Raw genomic sequence first — 20,011 nt, 5'->3', positions numbered from 1 at the left:
GGCGCCCGGCTCGCGAGCGGGTGAAAAGTCCAGTTCGCCACTGAGCACGACCTGACATGTGCACACTGGAGTGGGAGAGGGAGGGCATTCGTGTCGCAGCAACTGAGCACGCGCAGACCGTGGCGGCTCGCCGGAGTGGTACCGATGATCGCGCTGCTCGTCTCGTGCGCCCCGGAACCGACCACTCGCCAGCAGAACCAGCCGAGCGTGCAAGCCGAGCCGCCGACCGCAGTGGCGCCCCCGGACGGCGGTGTCGCCCCGTCGCCGCTGACGGTCCTGCCAGCCGGAACGCCGCCACTGCCGACCACGGAACGGCCGCAGCTGCAGCTGGAAGCCTGGTCCGAGTCGATGTCCGATGAGCTCAACATTCCCCGAGCCGCCTTACAGGCCTACGGCTACGCGGCCCGCGCGGCGGAGACCAGTCACCCGGGCTGCGGGCTCGGTTGGACGACCCTCGCCGGCATCGGCGCCATCGAATCCAGCCACGGCCGCTTCAACGGAGCCCGCCTGGACGAGACGGGCAGGCCGAGCATCCCCATCATCGGACTGCCGCTGGACGGCAGCCACGGCGTGAAGCGCATCGAAGACACCGACGGCGGACTGCTGGACGGCGACCCCGTGTTCGACCGCGCCATCGGGCCGTTGCAATTCATCCCCACGACATGGGAAAGGTGGGCCTCCGACGCGGACGGCGACGGCGTGGCCGACCCGCACGACATCGACGACGCGGCGCTGGCCGCGGCGCAGTACCTGTGCACCGTCGGAGGAGACATGAACGACCCGGACCGGTTCTGGGTCGCGCTGCTCGACTACAACGAAAGCCACGACTACGGCCAAGACGTGCTGAACTACGCAGACCACTACGGCAAAACCAGCCGCACACTAGGAGCCGAGGGCGGCCGTTAACAGTGTGTTGGTCGGCTGACCGGTCTTTTTGCTTGGGTGTCCGGGTGGCGGAACCTCAGCTGTCTTCTCGCTGCGGGATCTTTTTCCCTAGTGGCTCCGCCACGAGGGAAAAGCTGTCCTCGCGAGAAGACAGCTGAGAACCCGCGGGTGGTCGTTTTCTTGACGTGGGCTATGTGCTTCGCACATACAGGCACGGCTTCGCCACGAGGCATGGCTTCGCCGCAGGGCATGGCTTCGCCACGAGGCATGGCTTCGCCACGAGGCATGGCTTCGCCACGAGGCATGGCTTCGCCGCAGGGCATGGCTTCGCCATAAGGCATGGCTTCGCCATAAGGCATGGCTTCGCCGTAAGGCAGGTGGGGCTTTGCGCGCCCTTTGCGGGCTTCGCCGCTGGCTGCATGTCTTGAGTCCTTCGGGTGGGGGGTGGGTTACTCCTCGTGAAGGTCGTCTTCTGGGGTTGGTCGATTTGTGCGCGCTCCTAGTTCTGCTGGATACCGCCAAGTAACCTGATCGCGTGACCGACCCCACCGCATCCCGGCTGCGTGGCGTAGCCGCCGCCGTCGGGCGGCTGGCCGTTGCGCTGGCCCTCGTCGCCGCGATGGGAGCCGGTGTCGCGCTGGCCGCGACCCTGACGCGTCCGGCGGCCGCGCCCGTGGCAGGGCCGCCGCCGGAACAGGTCGTGGAACCGGCACCGGTCTTGCCGGGATCCGCCGCGCCACTGGTGCAGGAACCCGTCCAGCAGTCCGCTCCCGCAGGCGCCGACCCCGTACGGGAATGGGCCGACCAAGTCGCCTCCGTGGTCGATGTGCCGTCCCGCGCGTTGCTCTCCTACGTCAACGCGGACTTGGCGATGCGCCAGTACAACCCGGACTGCCGGATCTCCTGGGCGACCATCGCCGGGCTTGGCCGCATCGAGTCCAACCACGGGCGCTACGGGAAACGGGTGCTGGGAGACGACGCGCGGCCCTCGCAGCCGATCATCGGGGTGCCGCTGGACGGCACCCCCGGCGTGCGGGCCATCGGCGACACCGACGGCGGTGCGCTCGACGGCGACACCACCCACGATCGCGCGGTGGGACCGATGCAGTTCATCCCGTCGACCTGGCGCAAGTGGGCCACCGACGGCAACGGCGACGGACTCGGCGACCCGCAGAACCTCGACGACGCGGCGATGGCCGCCGGACGCTACCTGTGCTCCAGCGGGCGAGACCTGACCACCGGCGACGGCTGGTGGGGCGCGGTGATGTCGTACAACAACTCCGTCGAATACGGCCAGAAAGTCTACGCGATCGCCGAAAGCTACTCGCGAGCCGCAAGCCGCCGCGAGTGAACCGCAGAGCCAGATGAATCCTCCACCCGCTCCCACCGGTCGAAGGGGACTGGTGGAGCGCTGGAGTGAATGGCCCCTTCGGCCGCTCCGACCGGCAAAGGAGACGTTCACTCCAGGTTGCCGGGGTGGTGCGGGAGCCTTCGTCAGGTGTTGCGGGTGGCGAGCCTGGCGTTGATCTCGCCCAGCGCCTCCTGGTACGCGGGGGCCGGGTTCATCGCCGTCGCCATCTTCAGCTGGCTGCGGGCCTCCTCGAGCCTGCCCTGCCGCTGCAACGTGCGGCCGAGGATCAGCCGGGCGTAATGATCGGACGGGTCGAGTTCGATCACCCGCAGGAACGCGGTCTCGGCCCGGCGGAACTGGGCGGAGAACAGGTAAGCCCTGCCGAGCAGCAGCTGCACGGAGGGCTTGTCCTCGGCGATGTCGAGTACGGGTTGCAGGGCGCGGAGAGCTTCCCAGGGGCGGCGCTGGGCTACCAGGCTCTCCGCCCGGCGGAACGCTTCAACAGTGCCTTCGCTGCTCATGACCCGGACAACGGTACGTGCCGCCCCCGGTGTTCCTCGACGTCCGAGCGGATGTTATCGACCATCATCTCAGCATGTGGTGATCACGCCCCGTGGCGACCTGATCGATCCTGATCAACGGGGCGCACGACACACCAACTCGGCCGCGTCGCCCTGGAGGCCACCGATAGGCTCATGGTCGGTCGTCGGGCGTTCGGCGCCCGCTCGTGCGTCCAACGGCGAGGCGGGCGGGCCGCCCATACCTCAAACCCTGGTTAGGAGCACACGTGGCGATCATCGAGCAGGTCGGCGCCCGCGAGATCCTGGACTCGCGCGGTAACCCCACCGTCGAGGTCGAAGTGGCACTGGAAGACGGCACGCTGGCCCGCGCCGCGGTCCCCTCGGGCGCCTCCACCGGTGAGCACGAGGCGGTCGAACTGCGGGACGGCGACGCCGAGCGCTACGGCGGCAAGGGCGTGGAGAAGGCCGTGGAAGCGGTCCTGGACGAGATCGGCCCGGAGCTGGCCGGGGTCGACGCGACAGAGCAGCGCGTGGTGGACCAGAAGCTCGTCGACCTCGACGGCACCCCCGGCAAGTCCCGGCTGGGCGCCAACGCGATCCTCGGCGCCTCGCTGGCCGTCGCGAAGGCGGCCGCGGACTCGGCGGGCCTGGAACTGTTCCGCTACGTCGGCGGCCCGAACGCGCACGTGCTGCCGGTCCCGATGATGAACATCCTCAACGGTGGCGCACACGCCGACACCGGTGTGGACGTGCAGGAATTCATGATCGCCCCGGTGGGTGCGGACTCCTTCTCCGACGCGCTGCGCTGGGGCGCGGAGACCTACCACGCGCTGAAGTCGGTGCTCAAGGCCAAGGGCCTGCCCACCGGCCTGGGCGACGAGGGCGGTTTCGCCCCGGACCTGCCGAACAACCGCGAAGCGCTGGACCTCATCGCCGTGGCCGTGGACAAGGCCGGGTTCAAGCTGGGCAGCGACATCGTGCTGGCGCTCGACGTGGCCGCCACCGAGTTCTTCAGCGACGGCGCCTACACCTTCGAGAAGGCCAAGCGCAGCGCCGAGCAGATGACCGGCTACTACACCGAGCTGCTCGACAACTACCCGCTGGTGTCCATCGAGGACCCGCTGGGCGAGGACGACTGGGACGGCTGGGTGCAGCTGACCAACGAGCTCGGCGAGCGAGTCCAGCTGGTCGGCGACGACCTGTTCGTCACCAACCCGGAGCGCCTCGAAGAGGGCATCAACCGCCGTGCGGGCAACGCGCTGCTGGTCAAGGTCAACCAGATCGGCACGCTCTCGGAGACGCTGGACGCGGTCAACCTGGCCAACTCCTGCGGTTACAAGAGCATGATGAGCCACCGTTCCGGCGAGACCGAGGACACCACGATCGCGGACCTCGCGGTGGCCACCGGCTGCGGCCAGATCAAGACCGGTGCCCCGGCGCGCAGCGAGCGGGTCGCGAAGTACAACCAGCTGCTGCGCATCGAGGAAGCGCTCGGGGACGCCGCCCGCTACGCGGGTGAGCTGGCGTTCCCGCGGCTCAACCCGGAGGCGTGACATCCTGGTCACCAGCGGTCGTAACGGCCGGGTGACCACGACGACAGGTGCGGACGATGCCGAGCGGGCGATCTTCTGATCGACAGCAGCGCCGTCGGGGAGGCACGACCTCCTCGACGCGCGGGAACGGCGCGAAGCGTCGTTCGGATGCGCAGACCCCTGCGAAGCGGTCCGGGACGCGGCCGGGAGCCCAAACGGGGTCCCGGCCGCGGCCGAAGAACAAGTCCCGCTCGGAGACGGCGGGCGCGTTCAAGCTGTCGTCGACCAGGCGCGCGGCGCTGCTGGCGCTGTTGCTGTGCGCGATGGCGCTGAGCGTGTCCGTGCCGCTGCGCACCTACTTGAGCCAGCGCGGCGAACTGGCCGCGAAGGAGCAGCACCACGCCGAGCTCACCCAGCAGGTGCGGGAACTGGAAATGCGCAAGGAGCAGCTTTCCGACCCGGAGCGGGTGGAAACGGAGGCCCGCTCGCGGCTGGGTTACGTCCGGCCCGGCGAGACGCCGTACATCGTGGAACTGCCCGGCAGGCCGACGACGCCGCCCGCGACTCCGGCGCCGGAGGACGAGGATGCCTGGTATTCGGATCTGTGGAAGTCGCTGACAGGGAACTGACGTGATCAACACTTCGACGGTCGCCGCGAGCGACCGGGACAGCATCGCCCGCCAGCTGGGCAGGCCGCCGCGCGGTCTGCGCGCGGTCGCGGCGCGCGACGCGGCGGGGGAGCCCGCCGTCGTGCAGACCAACCCGCGGCTGGAGGACGGCACTCCGTTCCCGACCTTGTACTACTTGACCTCGCCGAGGTTGACGGGCCACTGCTCCACGCTGGAGGCAGAAGGCCTGATGCGGGAAATGCAGGACCGGCTCGCCGAGGACCCGGAGCTGGCGCGGCGCTACCGCGAGGCGCACGACTCCTACCTGGCGGAACGGGACGCGATCGAGTCCCTGGGCACCCAGGTCACCGCGGGCGGCATGCCGGACCGGGTGAAGTGCCTGCACGTCCACGTGGCGCATTCGCTGGCCAAGGGGCCGGGCGTGAACCCGTTCGGCGACGAGGCGCTGGAGATCATCGAGAGCCGCTGGCCGGAGAAGCAGCCCGGCACCGATCTCGGTCGGTGAACGCCACAGCGGCCATGACGGCGCACGACGCGTGATCAGGTCGCCGGCGTGATCCGGTCGAGCAGGCTGACACCGAGACCGTCCGGAATGGTGCCGAACGAACGCCCGGTGTCCGGCACCAGCCGGGTCGCCACGAAGGCGTCCGCGACCGCGTTCGGAGCGTGCTTGAGCAGCAGCGCGGCCTGCAAGGTCAACGCGATCAGCTCGGCCAGCCGCCGGGCGCGCACGGGGCTCGGCGCGGCGAGTTCCGCGCGCAGCCGCACCAGCGCCTCGTCGTAACGGGCGTCGCAGCCCCGAGCCGAGTCGAGCTCGGTGAGCAGCGCCGCCGCCGATTCGGGCTGCTTCTCCAGTGCGCGCAGCACGTCCAGCGAGGTGACGTTGCCGGAGCCCTCCCAGATCGACATCAGCGGCGCTTCCCGGTAGAGCCGCGGCAGCCCTGATTCCTCGACGTAACCGTTGCCGCCGAGGCATTCCAGCGCTTCGGCGACCGCGGTCGAGGCGCGCTTGCACACGTGGAACTTCGCGGCGGGCAGCGCCAACCGCAGCAGTGCGCGCTCGGCCGGGTCGGCCTGCCCGTCGACCGCAGCCGCGAGCCGCAACGCCAGTGTCGTCGCCGCTTCCGACTCCAGCGCCAGGTCGGTCAGCACCGCCCGCATCAGCGGCGCGTCGGCCAACGGTGCGCCGAACGCGCTGCGGTGCCGGGCGTGGTGGGCGGCTTCGGACAGCGCGATCCGCATGTTCGCCGCCGAACCGAGCACGCAGTCCAGCCGCGTCATCGACACCATCTCGATGATGCAGCGCACCCCGCGGCCCTCTTCGCCGACGAGGTGTCCGAGCGCGCCGGTGTATTCGAGTTCGGCGGAGGCGTTGGACTTGTTGCCGAGCTTGTCCTTGAGCCGTTGCAGCCGGATCTCGTTGCGCCTGCCATCGGGCAGCACGCGGGGGAGCACGAAGCAGCTCAGCCCTCCCGCGGTGTGCGCCAAGGTGAGGAACAGGTCGTTCATCGGCGCTGAGGTGAACCACTTGTGCCCGGTGAGCCGGTAGGTGCCGTCGGCGAGCGGTTCGGCCGCAGTGCTGTTGGCGCGGACGTCGGAGCCGCCCTGCTTCTCCGTCATCGACATGCCTGCCAGCAGCCCGGCCTTGTTCGCGGCGGGCCGCAACCCGAAGTCGTAGGTCGTGGAGCGCAGTCCCGGTTCGTACTGCTGGGCCAGCGTCGGGGAGTGTCGCAGCGCGGGGACGGCGGCGAAGGTCATCGAGATCGGACAGCCGTGCCCGGCCTCGGCCTGCGACCAGAGGTAGAAACCGGCGGCGCGGCGGGCGTGCGCGCCGGGGCCGGCGTCGGGCGCCCACGGGGCGGCGTGCAGGCCGTGGTGGACGGCGCGTTCCATCAGCCGGTGCCAGGACGGGTGGAAGTCGACCTCGTCGGCGCGATTGCCGTAGCGGTCGTGGGTGCGCAGCACGGGCGGGTTGTCGTTGGCGGCGCGGCCGTGCTCGCGGACGGTGGCCGACCCGGATTCGGCGGCGAGCAGGCGCAGTCCGGCGAGCGCTTCGGCCCCGGCGTAGCGGGTGATCGCGTCGTGCAGCGCCGGGTCGCAGGCCAGCGGGTCGAAGTCGTCCAGGGGAGGCGGTTGGTTCGTCACGCGGTGGGTGGACCAGCGTCCGGTGTCCGGGTCCACGGTGCCGGGGCTGCTGGAGCGAGGCTCGCCGCTGAGCATCATGCGGAGCAGCGTAGGGCAGATGACTACCGAGGAGTAGCCGCGTGATCTCGCGGGCGATGAGCGCCCGAGCGGAGATCCGCTCCATCGTGATCCAAGTAGCTCGATCATTCAGGATCGATCACAGCGCATGATCGAACCTGCTATTAATGCCACCCGATGGAGTGAGCGCGAGAGTCGTAACGCGTCGCTTCGTGCCACGGTGGTGACGGATCCAACGCTGGGGCGATGCCCGAGTGCGGACGATCTCGTGGGGGCACTGGAGGAACCGTGGCAGTTCGCAGCACCCGTCCCACCGCTCGTCGCCGAAATCGGCGCAGGTGGCGCGCGGCGACCGCGCTCACCCCCACGCTGCTCCTCGTAGCCGCATCCAGCACCTTGCTCTCACTGCCGCCGCCCACCGTGCGCGACGGCCGCGCCGAGTCCTCTCCGGACGGCGGCGGCCTCTACGGCGCGAGCGGGCATCTTCCGCAGACCGAAGAACCCGGCGAGCACCTGCTCGACCTCGTCGGACGACCGCAGCGGATGCCCGGCCCGCCGGACGACGCGCCGCGTGGACGCCTGGACATCCCGGAACCGATGATGGCCGCCTACGTCGGCGCGGCCGATCGGCTCGCCGGATCCCACCCCGGCTGCAGGGTGCACTGGTCGGTGCTCGCCTCCATCGGCCGCATCGAATCCGGGCACGCCCGCGGCGGGAACATCGACGTCAACGGCACCACCGCCGCGGCGATCCTCGGGCCGCGGCTCAGCGGTGGTCCCGGCGTCGCGGCCATTCCGGACACCGACGGCGGCAGCTTGGACGGCGACCCCGTGTGGGACCGCGCCGTCGGTGCCATGCAGTTCATCCCGGCCACCTGGAACAAGTACGCCATCGACGGCAACGACGACGGCGAGCTCAGCCCGCACAACGTGCACGACGCGGCGGCCACCTCGGGCGCGTACCTCTGCGACGGCGACGCCGACCTGCGGGAGCCGCGCGCGCTCGCCGAGGCGGTGTTCCGCTACAACCACTCCGACGACTACGTGCGCACGGTGCTGCGCTGGGCGGACGCCTACGCGGGCGGCGCGTTCCCGCTGCCGGTGGAGCCGCTGCCGGAGGTCGACGATCGCGACGTGCTGGCGGGCAGCCGGTTGCCCGCCGCGCGCCCGGAGGAGCCGGTGGCCGCCTCGCCGGAGGACTTCGATTCGGGAGCGTCGGCGTTGACGCCGCCGTCGCCCGCGGCGGCGCCGCCGGAACCGGCGGGAGATGTGCGCCCCACGTGGCCCGGGGCTTCGGGTGGATCGGTGAACGACGAACCGGTGCCCGGTGCGGATGCGGTGCGTCCGCCGGAGGCCGCAGGGTCCGAGGTCGCGCCGCCTCCGGACGCGGACCCGGCGCTGCCGCCCGGATCGGAGGCCCCGGACGTCTCGTCGAGCCAGCAGCCCGCGCACGAGGGAACATCGTCCGCTGAACGGCCGCCGTCCTCGGACGCTCCGCCCGCGTCCGATGCTCCGCCGTCGACCAGCGTTCCGCCGCAGTCCGGACCGCCGGCTTCCGAAGCGCCGCCGTCGTCGAGCGCGCCGGAGCCGTCAGGTTCGGCCACGACGCCGCCGGGGTCGCAGCAGCCCGAATCGTCCGGATCACAGCCGGTTCCGCCCGCTTCGACGGACTCCGCGAAGCCCCCGTCCGAGGCGGCGCCGAGCTCGGAACCGGCCGGCACTCCGACCGCTTCGGAACCGCCGGCGTCCTCGGTGAGTCCGGCTCCAGAGCCGTCGGGCCATGGCGCGACTTCGACCGAGCCGAGCACTCCGACGACGTCGGAGACCGGTTCGCCGGTGCCGTCCCGGTGCGCGGCGACCGACCTCGACGAGGGCCGGTTCGTTCCCCGCGAGCAAGCCGAATCCGCGGGCGCCCGGCTGGAACCCGGGACCACCGATCCGCACGCGGCGGTGCCCGGCGAGGTCGTGTTCGTGGAGTCCGCGGCATCCGGCCCGCTTGAGCCCTGCGAGGTTCCCGCGGAGTTCAAGCCCGCCTCGTGATCATCCGATCAGGTGATCGAAGCTCGCCCCGGAGTCGCGCCGCCGGGGCTGAGAAACCCGCCCGCGCAGGAGTCGCCGACGTTCGCCCTGGTCGATGACGATCTTGCAGGCCGGTGGGGCCGACACGCCATCGGTGAGTCCGCGTACATCGATTCGGGGCAGCCGCTAGCGTGGTCGCCGATCGAGGAACGGGTCGGCGTGCCGGCCCGGAAGCACGGACCAGAGCAAGGAGTACCCATGTCCCGGGTGGCCGCGATCGACTGCGGAACGAACTCGATCCGGCTGCTGGTGGCAGACGTGACCACGAGCTTCGACGGTGTTCACGACCTGCGCGACGTGCACCGCGAAATGCGCGTGGTGCGGCTCGGCCAGGGCGTGGACGCGACCGGCAAGCTCAACGAGGAAGCGCTGGAGCGCACCCGCGCGGCGCTCGTCGACTACGCCGCGATCACGCGGCGCAAGGGCGTGGAGCGGGTCCGGATGGTCGCCACCTCCGCCACTCGCGACGCGGCGAACCGCGAGGACTTCTTCTCGATGGTCCGGGACACGCTCGGCGTGGACGCCGAGGTGATCACCGGCGATGATGAGGCGCGGCTGTCGTTCATCGGCGCGGTGGGCGACTTCGACCCGTCCGACGGCCCGTTCGTGGTCACCGACGTGGGCGGCGGCTCGACCGAGCTGGTCGTGGGCAGCTGGGACGGGGCGCGGGCCGAGATCGCGGCCGCCCACTCCGCCGACATCGGCTGCGTGCGGCTCACCGAACGCTGCCTGCACACCGATCCGCCGTCCGAACAGGACGTCGCCGAGGCCGAGCGGGTGGCCCGCGGAATCTTGGACGAGGCGTTCGCGGCGGTCGACGCCTCGGGTGCCCGAACCTGGGTCGGAGTGGCCGGGACCGTCACCACGCTGTCCGCAATAGCACAGAACTTGCCCGATTACGATCCAGTCGCAATTCACCTTTCCCGTTTATCCCAGAAACAGCTCGAAGAAACGACTTCGGAGCTGTTGACGATGACTCATGAAGAACGTGCCGCGATCGGTTCCATGCATCCGGGGAGAGTCGACGTGATCAGCGGCGGAGCGCTCGTCGTCAAGGTCATCGCCGATGAGCTGGCCGAACGCGCCGGGATCCGCGCGATCGCCGTCTCAGAGCACGACATCCTCGACGGAATCGCGCTGTCTATCAGCTAGTTCTCACAGTGTGGTCGCCCGCCTCCGGGCTGTGGATAGCGTGGTTTCTGGATCGAACCAGAAAGTGACAGATTTGTGACAGAGCAACGCAGGTGAGGGTTTCTCACATATGTTTACGCTCGTCTATCGCGACGGTGAACAACTCCGTCGTGCGCGATGCCCCCAAGAATCGTCCTCGGGGCAGGGGTGGAAGTGGGAGGGTATTGATGCGTAAGCGACGTTTGACCGCCTGTGTGGCGGTCCCGCTGGCGGTCGGGCTGCTCGCCAGCGGTTGCGGCGGCGGGGGCAGTGCGACCGAGGAGGGCTTCATCTCGGTCAACTCCACGGAGCCCGAGAACCCGCTGGTTCCCGCCAACACCACCGAGACCGGCGGAGGCAACGTCGTCGACGCGATGTTCACCGGGCTGGTCGGCTACGAACCGGAGACCAGCGAGCCGTACAACGAGGTCGCCGAGTCGATCGACACCCAGGACAACAAGGTCTTCACCATCAAGCTGAAGCCGGGCTGGACCTTCCACGACGGAAGTCCGGTCACCGCGAACAGCTTCGTGAAGGCCTGGAACTACGCCGCCTACGCGCCCAACGGCCAGTCCACGACCTCCTTCTTCGAGCAGGTCGAGGGATACGACCAGGTCAGCCCGCCCGACCCGGACGGGGACACCGGTCCGCAGGAGGCGCCGGAGCCGACCGCCCAGGAGATGTCCGGGCTGCGCGCCGTGGACGACAACACCATCTCGGTCACCTTGGACGCGCCGTTCGCCACCTGGCCGACGATGCTCGGCTACCCGGCCTTCTCACCGATGCCGGAGAGCTTCTTCGCCGACCCGAAGGCGTTCGAGGAGCACCCGATCGGCAACGGGCCGTTCAAGTTCGAGTCCCGGCAGCCGAACACCGACATCAAGCTGGTCGCCAACGACCAGTACGCGGGGCAGAACAAGCCGCAGATCCGCGGCGTCGAGTTCCGCATCTACAACGAGCTGGAGACCGCCTACCAGGACTTGGTCTCGGGCAACCTGGACTTCGTCGACCAGGTCCCGCCGTCCGCGCTGGTCGGCGACAAGTGGCGCACCGATCTGCAGGACCGGGTCGTGGACAAGGAGGTGCTGAGCAACAACGCGCTTCAGCTCCCCATGTACGACCCGAAGCTCAAGGACCCGCGCGTCCGCCACGCGCTGTCGATGGCGATCGACCGCAAGCAGATCACCGACACCGTCTTCGAGGGCTCCTACCTGCCCGCGACCGGCTGGGTGCCCAGCGGCCCGATCAAGGGTTACGAGTCCGGTGGCTGCGGCCAGTACTGCGAGTACAACCCGCAGGAAGCCAAGAAGCTGCTCGACGAAGCGGGCGGCTTCCCCGGTCCGCTGACGATCACCTCCAACTCCGACGGCGGGCACAAGGAGTGGGTCGAAGCGATCTGCAACCAGCTCAACACCAACCTCGGTGTGCAGTGCGCGTTCAACCCGGTGCCGACGTTCGCCGAGTTCCTGAAGATGCACGACGAGAACGCGCACACCGGCCCGTTCCGGTTCGGCTGGCTCGGTGACTACCCGGCGGCCGAGACCTTCCTGGGCAAGGTCTACCGCACCGGTGCTTCGTCGAACTACATGCGCTACTCCAGCCCCGAGTTCGACGCGGCGATGAGCCGGGCCGATCAGGCTCCGACCGAGGAGGAGAGCCTGCGGCTCTACCGCGAGGCGGAGAACATCCTGGCCAAGGACATGCCTTCGATCCCGCTGTGGAACCAGAAGGCCCAGTCCGGCTACTCGGACCGGATCAGCGACGTGCACGTCAGCTTCGACCGGAAGCTCGACGTGGAACTGGTCAAGCTCAACCCCTGATCCCACACTGCTGCGGGTCCGGTCCGCGAATCGCGGACCGGACCCGCCTGCGTCCTAGAGGAGGTTCGGCGTGGGGCGCTACGTACTGCGGCGGTTGCTGCAGCTCATCCCGGTGTTCATCGGGACCACTTTCATCATCTACTGCCTGGTGTGGGCGCTTCCAGGTGATCCGTTCGCGGGGCGTTGTGGCGATCGGCCGTGCCCGCCCGCCTACATCGCGGAGATGACCGAGAAGTACAACCTCAACGACCCCGTCTACGTGCAGTACTTCAAGTACCTGTGGCAGCTGCTGCAAGGCGACTTCGGGGACACGTACTCGGGGCTGGCGGTCAACCAGCTCGTCGCGAACGCCTACCCGATCACCATCCGGTTGGCGATCATCGCGCTGATCATCGAAGCCGTGATCGGCATCGGCGCGGGCATTCTCGCCGGCCTGCGCGGACGCGGTTTCCTCGACAGCCTGGTGTTCATGTCCACGCTGTTCCTGATCTCGCTTCCGGTGTTCGTGACCGGCTTCGTGCTGCAGGTCCTGCTGGGCACCGAATGGGGGATCATCCGGCCCAGCGTCAGCTCGCAGGCCACTTGGGGTGAGCTGATCGTTCCCGGATTCGTGCTGGGCAGCCTGTCGATGGCGTACGTGTCGCGGCTGATGCGCACGTCGATGATGGAGAACAAGCGCGCCGACTACGTGCGCACCGCCACCGCCAAGGGTCTCCACCCGCGCCGGGTCGTGGGCGTGCACCTGCTGCGCAACTCCATGATCCCGGTGATCACGTTCCTGGGCACCGATCTGGGCGCGCTGATGGGCGGTGCGATCGTCACCGAAGGCATCTTCAACATCCGCGGCATCGGCGGCCTGATCTACGACGCGGTGATCACCAAGGAAGGCACCACGGTCACGGGCATCGTGACGTTGCTGGTGCTGGTGTACCTGTTGATGAACCTGTTGGTCGACCTGCTCTACGCAGTGCTGGACCCGAGGATTCGATATGCCTGAACCGACTGTCTCCACCGCGACCACCACGCAGTTGACCGACGACTCCGCGAAGGCCGAGCCGGCCGCGACCACGCCCGAGAAGCCCCGCGGGCTCTGGGGCGACGCATGGCTGGACCTGCGCAGGCGACCGATGTTCATCGTGGCCTCCGCGATCATCCTGGTGTTGCTGGTGATGGCGGCCTTCCCGCAACTGTTCACCTCGCTCGACCCCAATCAGGGTGCGCTGTCCAAGGCGCGCGACCTGCCTTCGTCCGAGGCGTGGTTCGGCTACGACACGCAGGGACGCGACATCTACGCGCGGGCCATCTACGGGGCGCGCGCCTCGATCATCGTGGGCGTGCTCGCGACGGTCGCGACCGTGCTGATCGGGTCGATCTTCGGGCTGATCGGCGGCTACCTGGGCGGCTGGCTGGACAACCTGCTGTCCCGGTTCGCCGAGATCTTCCTCGGCCTGCCGTTCGTGCTGGGCGCCATCGTCATCCTGACCACGCTGAACCCCGCCACGGGCATTCCGAACCCGGTGCGCATCATCACGCTGGTGATCCTGTCGATCTCCGTGCTGTCGTGGCCGATCGCGATGCGGATCATGCGTTCGGCGGCGATCTCGGCACGCGAGCAGGACTACGTGAAGGCCGCGCGGGCGCTCGGTGCGAGCCCGGCGCGGATCATCTTCCGGCACATGCTGCCGAACTGCCTGGCTCCGGTGCTGGTGTACGCGACCATCGCGCTGGGAGGTTTCATCGGAGCCGAGGCGACGTTGTCGTTCCTCGGGCTCGGCCTGCGGTCTCCGGTGGTGTCCTGGGGCGTGATGATCGCGGACTCCCGGGACTACATCTCCGTGGCCCCGCACCTGTTGATGTTCCCCGCCGGATTCCTGGTGGTGACCGTGCTGGCGTTCGTGATGCTCGGTGACGCCGTCCGCGACGCGCTCGACCCGAAGCAGAAGTAGGAGGTACCGCTGTGTCCGACAAGGACGACAACGCAGGCGGACGGCTGCTCGACGTCGAGGACCTGCACGTGGAGTTCCGCACCCGCGACGGCGTCGCGAAGGTGCTCAACGGCGTGAGCTACCACGTCAACGCCGGTGAGACGCTGGCCGTGCTGGGCGAATCCGGCTCCGGCAAGAGCGTCACCGCGCAGACCGTGATGGGCATCCTCGACACCCCGCCGGGGTTCGTCACCGGCGGCGCGATCCGCTACGACGGCGAGGACCTGCTCACCGCCACCGAGGACCGGCGCAGGCAGCTGCGCGGCGAGTCGATGTCGATGATCTTCCAGGACGCGCTCTCGGCGCTGAATCCCGTTTACACGGTGGGCTTCCAGATCGCCGAGCAGCTGCGCACCCGCCGTGGCATGTCCCGCAAGGACGCCACGGCACGCGCGGTGGAGCTGCTGGACCAGGTCAAGATCCCGAACGCCAAGCAGCGCGTGAAGGAGTACCCGCACCAGTTCTCCGGCGGCATGCGGCAGCGCGCGATGATCGCCATGTCGCTGGCGCTGGACCCGCAACTGCTCATCGCGGACGAGCCGACGACGGCGCTGGACGTGACGGTGCAGGCGCAGATCATGGACCTGCTCGACGAGCTGCGCAGGGACCGCGGGATGGGCCTGATCCTCATCACCCACGACCTGGGCGTGGTCGCGGAGGTCGCGGACCGGATCGTGGTGATGTACGCGGGTCGCATCGTGGAGTCCGCGGACGCATACGGGCTCTACAGGCAGCCCGGCCACCCGTACACCGAGGGCCTGATGCGGTCGATTCCGCGCCTGGACCTCAAGGGCCAGGACCTGGAGACGATCAAGGGCCTGCCGCCGAACCTGATGAAGATCCCGAGCGGCTGCCCGTTCCACCCGCGTTGCCCGCGCGCCCAGGACCAGTGCCGCGAGCAGGTGCCCGAGCAGCACCAGCTGGGTTCGGGCCGGACCAGCGCCTGCCACTTCGCCGAGGAGCTGATGACCAGTGAGTGAGCCGATCCTCGAAGTGCGGGACCTGGTCAAGCACTTCCCGATCAACCGGGGCGTCGTGTTCCAGCGCACCGTCGGGCACGTGCGGGCCGTCGACGGGGTGTCGTTCGACCTGAACAAGGGCGAAACCCTGGGCATCGTCGGCGAGTCCGGCTGCGGCAAGTCGACGCTGGCACAAGTGCTGATGCGGTTGGAGAAGCCGACCAGCGGCACGGCCAGCTTCGAAGGCCGGGACATGTTCAAGATGAACGGCCCGGAGCTGCGCAAGCTGCGTCGCGACGTGCAGATCGTGCTGCAGGACCCGTACACCTCGTTGAACCCGCGCCGCACCGTCGGCGACATCGTCGGGGAGCCCTTCGAGATCCACCCCGAGGTGGCGCCGAAGGGCGATCGGCGGCGCAAGGTGCAGGAACTGCTGGACTTGGTGGGCCTCAACCCGGAGCACATCCAGCGGTACCCGCACCAGTTCTCCGGCGGTCAGCGGCAGCGCATCGGCATCGCGCGGGCGCTGGCGCTGCGGCCGAAGGTGATCGTGTGCGACGAGCCGGTCTCCGCGCTCGACGTCTCGATCCAGGCTCAGGTGATGAACCTGCTCGGTGAGCTCCAGAAGGACCTCGGCCTGTCGTACGTCTTCATCGCGCACGACCTCGGCGTGGTGCGCCACCTGTCGGACCGGGTGGGCGTGATGTACCTCGGCAAGCTGGTGGAGATCGGCACCGACGAGCAGATCTACGAGCACCCGCAGCACCCGTACACCCAGGCGCTGCTGTCCTCGGTCCCGGTGCCGGACCCGACATTGCGCGGCAAGCGCGAAGTCATCCGGCTCACCGGTGACGTGCCGAGCCCGGCGAATCCGCCGTCGGGCTGCCGGTTCCGCACCCGCTGCTGGAAGGCGCAGGACATCTGCGCGGAGAAGGCCCCGGAGCTGGAGGTCCGGCTGGGCGATCACCCGTCGGCCTGCCACTTCGCGGAGGAACACCCGCACGTCCTGTCCTGACGGCACGGCACGAACGGCACCGGGCACGGGACTGCTCCCCGTGCCCGGCGCCGCGTGGTGTCCGCGCGAACCCGTTTTTGATCTGTGCCGTATCAGCGGCGAAACCCACGAAGGGCGGGCAACGCCCCGCCTGCCTTGCGGCGTAGCCGTGCTTTGCGGCCGGAGGCCGTGCCTTGCGGCAGCGAAGCAAGCCGTGCCTTGCGGCCGAAGGCCGTGCCTTGCGGCAGCGAAGCAAGCCGTGCTTTGCGGCCGGAGGCCGTGCCTGTATGTGCGAAGCACATAGCCCACGTCAAGAAGCCGCTCACCAGCGGGTTCTCAGTTGGTCTCTCGCGAGGACAGCTTTTTCCCTCGTGGCGGAGCCACTAGGGAAAAAGATCCCGCAGCGAGAGACCAACTGAGGTTCCGCCACCCGACCCCCAAAGCAAAACGACCCCGACGACCTACCCGTCGAGCAACCCCACTCCGCCGTAGGCGTTGGCTTGCGCGGCTTCGCCGAAGCTGATCTGGCTGTCCGGGCGCCACAGCGGGGACAGCACCAGGCCCGGGTCGGCGAGCCGGTAGCCGGTGAACAGGCTCTCGACGGCGTCCCGGTCGCGCCACAGCACGGGTGTGGGCGTCCGGGCCATCACGTCATGCGCCACCCGGACCTGTTCGTCGGTGGCCGACACCTGCGAGATGTGCGAGATCGCCAGCCAGCTGCCGGGCGCACTCACCGCGCGGTAGCTGGCCACCAGTTCGTGTGCTTCGGCGTCGTCGGGCACGAACGGCAGGATCGCGATGGCCAGCACCGCCAGCGGCCGCGTGAAGTCGAGCATCCTGGCGACTCCGGGCGCGGTGAGCACGCTTTCGGGGTCGCGCACGTCGGCTTGGGTGATCGTCACGTTCGACTGGCCCGCGAGCATGCGCTGGGCGTGCGCGACGGCGACGGGTTCGTGATCGACGTAGCTCACCTTGGCCGCTGGGTTGATGCGGTGCGCGATCTCGTGCACGTTGCCGACGGTGGGGATGCCTGAGCCGAGGTCGAGGAACTGGTCGATGCCTTGGGAGAGCAGGAACCGCACCGCCCGGCCGAGGAACGCCCGGTTCGCCTGGGCGTAGACCGCGGACTGCGGCAGGACGTCGAGCGCGTCGTCGGCGGCTTTGCGGTCGATCGCGAAATGCGCGGAGCCGCCGAGGTAGTAGTCGTACATGCGGGCCGAGTTCGGACGGTCGGTGTCCGGAACTGAAGGCATCGAAGATGGTCCGGTGCGTTCGCTCTCGCCCATGCCTTTGATGTTGCAACAAAAAATCGATCTTGACCATGCCGAGTTGGTCACTCCGGCGGGACCATGGCGGATTTCCGCCACATCGGCGGGGAAGTGCAACCGAATCGGCTTGATGCAATTCGTGATCGCATTTTCACGCAAGGTGAAGAATCGTCGCCGAAAATGATCCTCCGACGCGGTCCGGGGCCGCCCGAGCTCAGGGGGAGGGCGGCCCCGGAGCACCTGACTAGGAGCCCTGGCGGATGAATTCGGCCAGGTCGGCGGACTGCTGAAGCCGCGACGGCTCGTGCACGTACATCATGTGGCCCGCTTCGTAGTAGCGGACGTCGATGTTGGCGCGGAGCTCTTCCGGAATCGGCAGCCGGGCCAGCACGTGTTCGGCCGCGTAATACGGTGTGGCGCCATCGGTGTAACCGGCAGCGACATGCACCCGCAGATGTGGATTGGTGCGCATCGCCGCGCCCAGCTTGTCCACCACCGAGACCGAGGAGCCTTCGAACTCCTTGTACGACCACGGCTGCACCCGATTGCTCAGCAATGCGTAGGGCAGATCGTTCGCGTAGTCGAGCTCCTGGCGCAGATAGTGGTTGATCGCGGCGGAATAGGCGCCGATGATCCCGGACACGCTCGGATCGTCGGTGAGCCGCTCCCCGACGGCGTCGGGTTCCCAGCCGAGGAACCGCCCGTCCATGCGGCCCACGGTGCGCCGGTCGTCACGCAGCAGCTCGGTGAAGAACCGCAGGTGCTCGATGCGCAGGTTCGCCCGGTCCACGTACTCCTCGGACAGGCCGGTCAGTTCCGCGGTGCGCCGCACGATGTCGGCGCGCTCGAACGCGGGCAGCCGCGAGCCGCGCGACAGCGCCCACGCGTAATCCCCGGAAGCGAACTTCTCCGCCTCGTCGAGCACTTCCCGCAGCGGCCGGTCCCCGTGCTTGCCGTGGTGGTGCGCGATCGCCGCGTACGTCGGCAGGTACAGCGAGTACGGCTGGTCGTTGCCGTCGGTGAACCGGATCGTGCCCATGTCCAGCACGGACGAGATCAGCAGCAGCCCGTTCAGGTACAGCCCGTGGCGATCCTGGAGGTGTTCGGCGAGCGCGGCGGCGCGCAGCGTGCCGTACGACTCGCCCGCGAGGTACTTCGGCGACAGCCAGCGCCCGTTGCGCGAGGTCCACAGCCGGATCACCTCGCCGACGGACTCGATGTCGCGTTGGTAGCCGTGGAAGTCGGCGGGTTCACCACCGTTGACGGCGCGGGAGTACCCGGTGGAGACGGGGTCGATGAACACCAGGTCGCTGTGCGCCAGCAGGGTTTCGGCGTTGTCGGCGAGCCCGTAGGGCGGCGCGGCGAGCGAACCGGTGTCCCCGGACACCACCTTGCGCGGCCCCAGCACCCCGAGGTGCAGCCACACGCTCGCCGATCCCGGGCCACCGTTGAACGCGAACGTCACCGGGCGCGGTTCGGCGCTGTCCACGACGTAGGAGGTCAGGTGGACTTCGGCCTTCGCCTTGAGCCCGTCGAACTTGCCGTCGGTGATCGCCTCTTCGCGCAGCACGATGCGGCCGGTCGTGGCCGTGTAGGAGAGCTCACCGCCGTCCGCGGTGATCGTGTGGTGCGTGCTGACCAGGTCATCCGCCGGCTCCGCCGGGGTCGTCGTTTCCTGCCCGGCTTCGCCGGTGCTCGTTTCGGTGGCTGCCATGACCGAACTCTACGTGCCGGAACCCGCGCGCCGACGCGGATTCTGCGACGGTGAACGCGTGATCCCCGAGCTGATCGACGACCCCGTCACCGACCCCGCCGCCGCGGCGCGCGGTGCCCGTGACCTCGGAGACCTGGACGGCGCGGTGCCGCACTGCGCGGCGTGCCCGCGGCTGGTCGAGTGGCGCGAGCGGGTCGCACGGGAGAAGCGGGCGGCGTTCCGCGGCGACACCTACTGGGGCCGGCCGGTCCCCGGTTTCGGCCCGCCGGACGCGGCGATCGCGATCGTCGGTCTCGCTCCCGCCGCGCACGGCGCGAACCGGACCGGCCGGATGTTCACCGGTGATCCTTCCGGTGACGTGCTCTACCAGGCCCTCTACGACGCCGGCCTCGCCTCGCAACCGCACGCGCACCGGCTCGGCGACGGATTGTCCTTGCGCGGCACCAGGATCACCGCACCGGTCCGGTGCGCCCCACCGGAGAACAAGCCGACTCCCGCCGAGCGCGACACGTGCCGCCCGTGGCTGGCCCGCGAACTCCTGCTGCTGCGCGAGACCGTGCGGGTGGTGCTGGTGCTCGGCGGTTTCGGCTGGCAGGCTGTGCTGCCGGTGCTGGGGGCGGCGGCGTGGCAGGTGCCCGCGCCGCGTCCCAAGTTCGGGCACGCCGCCCAGGTCGTCCTCCCCGCCACCGACGGCGGGCGAGATCTCCACCTGCTCGGCTGTTACCACGTCAGCCAGCGCAACGTGCAGACCAAGCTGATGACGCCGGCGATGCTGCGCACCGTCCTGGAACAGGCGAAAGACCTGGCGGGGCTCGGCTGATCGCGATCGCGTCCATACCGGTGGCGAAGGCCGGCCGGCGGCGGCCGATCGATTCGTCCTGATCCCCACGGCCTCGCCAGGG

The 20,011-nt window shown here is 69.2% G+C and carries 18 protein-coding genes; 14 read left to right on the top strand and 4 right to left on the bottom strand.

Annotation, left to right across the window (positions count from 1 at the left end):
• Window positions 1–90 precede the first annotated feature (90 nt).
• Window positions 91–906, top strand: coding sequence for a lytic murein transglycosylase (locus H2Q94_RS27130; RefSeq protein WP_243789989.1), 816 nt, complete (start codon window positions 91–93; stop codon window positions 904–906).
• 514 nt (window positions 907–1,420) lie between these two features.
• The gene (locus tag H2Q94_RS27125; RefSeq protein WP_243789988.1) at window positions 1,421–2,236 is read left to right on the top strand and encodes a lytic transglycosylase domain-containing protein; all 816 of its coding nucleotides are present in this window, start codon (window positions 1,421–1,423) and stop codon (window positions 2,234–2,236) included.
• Between the two features lie 143 nt (window positions 2,237–2,379).
• Here the strand turns inward: H2Q94_RS27125 and H2Q94_RS27120 are convergent, their stop codons facing one another.
• Window positions 2,380–2,757 carry a tetratricopeptide repeat protein gene (locus H2Q94_RS27120; RefSeq protein WP_243789987.1) on the bottom strand — a complete coding sequence of 126 codons (378 nt, stop codon included), beginning with the start codon at window positions 2,755–2,757 and terminating at the stop codon, window positions 2,380–2,382.
• Between the two features lie 266 nt (window positions 2,758–3,023).
• Between H2Q94_RS27120 and eno the strand changes: the two genes are divergently transcribed.
• Genes eno through H2Q94_RS27105 form a run of 3 tightly spaced genes read left to right on the top strand, consistent with a single transcriptional unit; the run spans window position 3,024 to window position 5,423 of the window.
• Complete coding sequence (eno, locus tag H2Q94_RS27115; protein ID WP_243789986.1) at window positions 3,024–4,310, top strand: phosphopyruvate hydratase; 1,287 nt, start codon at window positions 3,024–3,026, stop codon at window positions 4,308–4,310.
• 56 nt (window positions 4,311–4,366) lie between these two features.
• Complete coding sequence (locus H2Q94_RS27110) at window positions 4,367–4,918, top strand: FtsB family cell division protein (protein ID WP_243789985.1); 552 nt, start codon at window positions 4,367–4,369, stop codon at window positions 4,916–4,918.
• A 4-nt stretch (window positions 4,919–4,922) separates the two neighbouring features.
• On the top strand, window positions 4,923–5,423 hold the full coding sequence (locus tag H2Q94_RS27105; protein ID WP_243795924.1) for a DUF501 domain-containing protein: 501 nt from the start codon (window positions 4,923–4,925) through the stop codon (window positions 5,421–5,423).
• A gap of 35 nt (window positions 5,424–5,458) precedes the next feature.
• Here the strand turns inward: H2Q94_RS27105 and H2Q94_RS27100 are convergent, their stop codons facing one another.
• The gene (locus H2Q94_RS27100; RefSeq protein WP_243789984.1) at window positions 5,459–7,141 is read right to left on the bottom strand and encodes an isovaleryl-CoA dehydrogenase; all 1,683 of its coding nucleotides are present in this window, start codon (window positions 7,139–7,141) and stop codon (window positions 5,459–5,461) included.
• 267 nt (window positions 7,142–7,408) lie between these two features.
• On the opposite strand from H2Q94_RS27100, the gene H2Q94_RS27095 reads away from it, so the two are divergent.
• The 7 genes from H2Q94_RS27095 (at window position 7,409) to H2Q94_RS27065 (ending at window position 16,148) form a co-directional block, all read left to right on the top strand.
• The gene (locus H2Q94_RS27095; RefSeq protein WP_243789983.1) at window positions 7,409–9,160 is read left to right on the top strand and encodes a lytic transglycosylase domain-containing protein; all 1,752 of its coding nucleotides are present in this window, start codon (window positions 7,409–7,411) and stop codon (window positions 9,158–9,160) included.
• Between the two features lie 237 nt (window positions 9,161–9,397).
• Complete coding sequence (locus tag H2Q94_RS27090) at window positions 9,398–10,351, top strand: Ppx/GppA phosphatase family protein (protein WP_243789982.1); 954 nt, start codon at window positions 9,398–9,400, stop codon at window positions 10,349–10,351.
• Window positions 10,352–10,557: 206 nt separating this feature from the next.
• Window positions 10,558–12,189, top strand: coding sequence for a peptide ABC transporter substrate-binding protein (locus H2Q94_RS27085; protein WP_243789981.1), 1,632 nt, complete (start codon window positions 10,558–10,560; stop codon window positions 12,187–12,189).
• Between the two features lie 70 nt (window positions 12,190–12,259).
• The gene (locus H2Q94_RS27080) at window positions 12,260–13,186 is read left to right on the top strand and encodes an ABC transporter permease (protein ID WP_243789980.1); all 927 of its coding nucleotides are present in this window, start codon (window positions 12,260–12,262) and stop codon (window positions 13,184–13,186) included.
• Window positions 13,179–14,135, top strand: a complete 957-nt coding sequence (locus H2Q94_RS27075; RefSeq protein WP_243789979.1) for an ABC transporter permease — start codon at window positions 13,179–13,181, stop codon at window positions 14,133–14,135. Before H2Q94_RS27080 ends, H2Q94_RS27075 begins: the two co-directional genes overlap by 8 nt.
• An 11-nt stretch (window positions 14,136–14,146) precedes the next feature.
• Complete coding sequence (locus tag H2Q94_RS27070) at window positions 14,147–15,154, top strand: ABC transporter ATP-binding protein (protein WP_243789978.1); 1,008 nt, start codon at window positions 14,147–14,149, stop codon at window positions 15,152–15,154.
• Window positions 15,147–16,148 carry an ABC transporter ATP-binding protein gene (locus tag H2Q94_RS27065; protein WP_243789977.1) on the top strand — a complete coding sequence of 334 codons (1,002 nt, stop codon included), beginning with the start codon at window positions 15,147–15,149 and terminating at the stop codon, window positions 16,146–16,148. The genes H2Q94_RS27070 and H2Q94_RS27065 overlap by 8 nt, the downstream gene beginning before the upstream one ends.
• A 440-nt stretch (window positions 16,149–16,588) precedes the next feature.
• Here H2Q94_RS27065 and H2Q94_RS27060 read toward each other — a convergent pair whose 3' ends face one another.
• Window positions 16,589–17,380 (bottom strand): SAM-dependent methyltransferase, encoded by a 792-nt coding sequence (locus tag H2Q94_RS27060; RefSeq protein WP_243789976.1) that lies wholly within the window; start codon window positions 17,378–17,380, stop codon window positions 16,589–16,591.
• On the opposite strand from H2Q94_RS27060, the gene H2Q94_RS27055 reads away from it, so the two are divergent.
• Window positions 17,361–17,579, top strand: coding sequence for a hypothetical protein (locus H2Q94_RS27055; protein WP_243789975.1), 219 nt, complete (start codon window positions 17,361–17,363; stop codon window positions 17,577–17,579). The genes H2Q94_RS27060 and H2Q94_RS27055 overlap by 20 nt on opposite strands.
• 60 nt (window positions 17,580–17,639) lie before the next feature.
• On the opposite strand, the gene H2Q94_RS27050 is transcribed toward H2Q94_RS27055, so the two are convergent.
• Window positions 17,640–19,109, bottom strand: coding sequence for a S10 family peptidase (locus H2Q94_RS27050; protein ID WP_243789974.1), 1,470 nt, complete (start codon window positions 19,107–19,109; stop codon window positions 17,640–17,642).
• Between H2Q94_RS27050 and H2Q94_RS27045 the strand changes: the two genes are divergently transcribed.
• Window positions 19,108–19,929: a uracil-DNA glycosylase gene (locus H2Q94_RS27045; protein WP_243789973.1), complete on the top strand. Its 822-nt coding sequence runs from the start codon at window positions 19,108–19,110 to the stop codon at window positions 19,927–19,929. The genes H2Q94_RS27050 and H2Q94_RS27045 overlap by 2 nt on opposite strands.
• Window positions 19,930–20,011: the final 82 nt, after the last annotated feature.

The organism is Saccharopolyspora gloriosae, assembly GCF_022828475.1.
Lineage (GTDB): Bacteria > Actinomycetota > Actinomycetes > Mycobacteriales > Pseudonocardiaceae > Saccharopolyspora_C > Saccharopolyspora_C gloriosae_A.
Note: the sequence above shows the minus strand (reverse complement) of the source record. Positions and strands in the feature narration are given on the sequence as shown.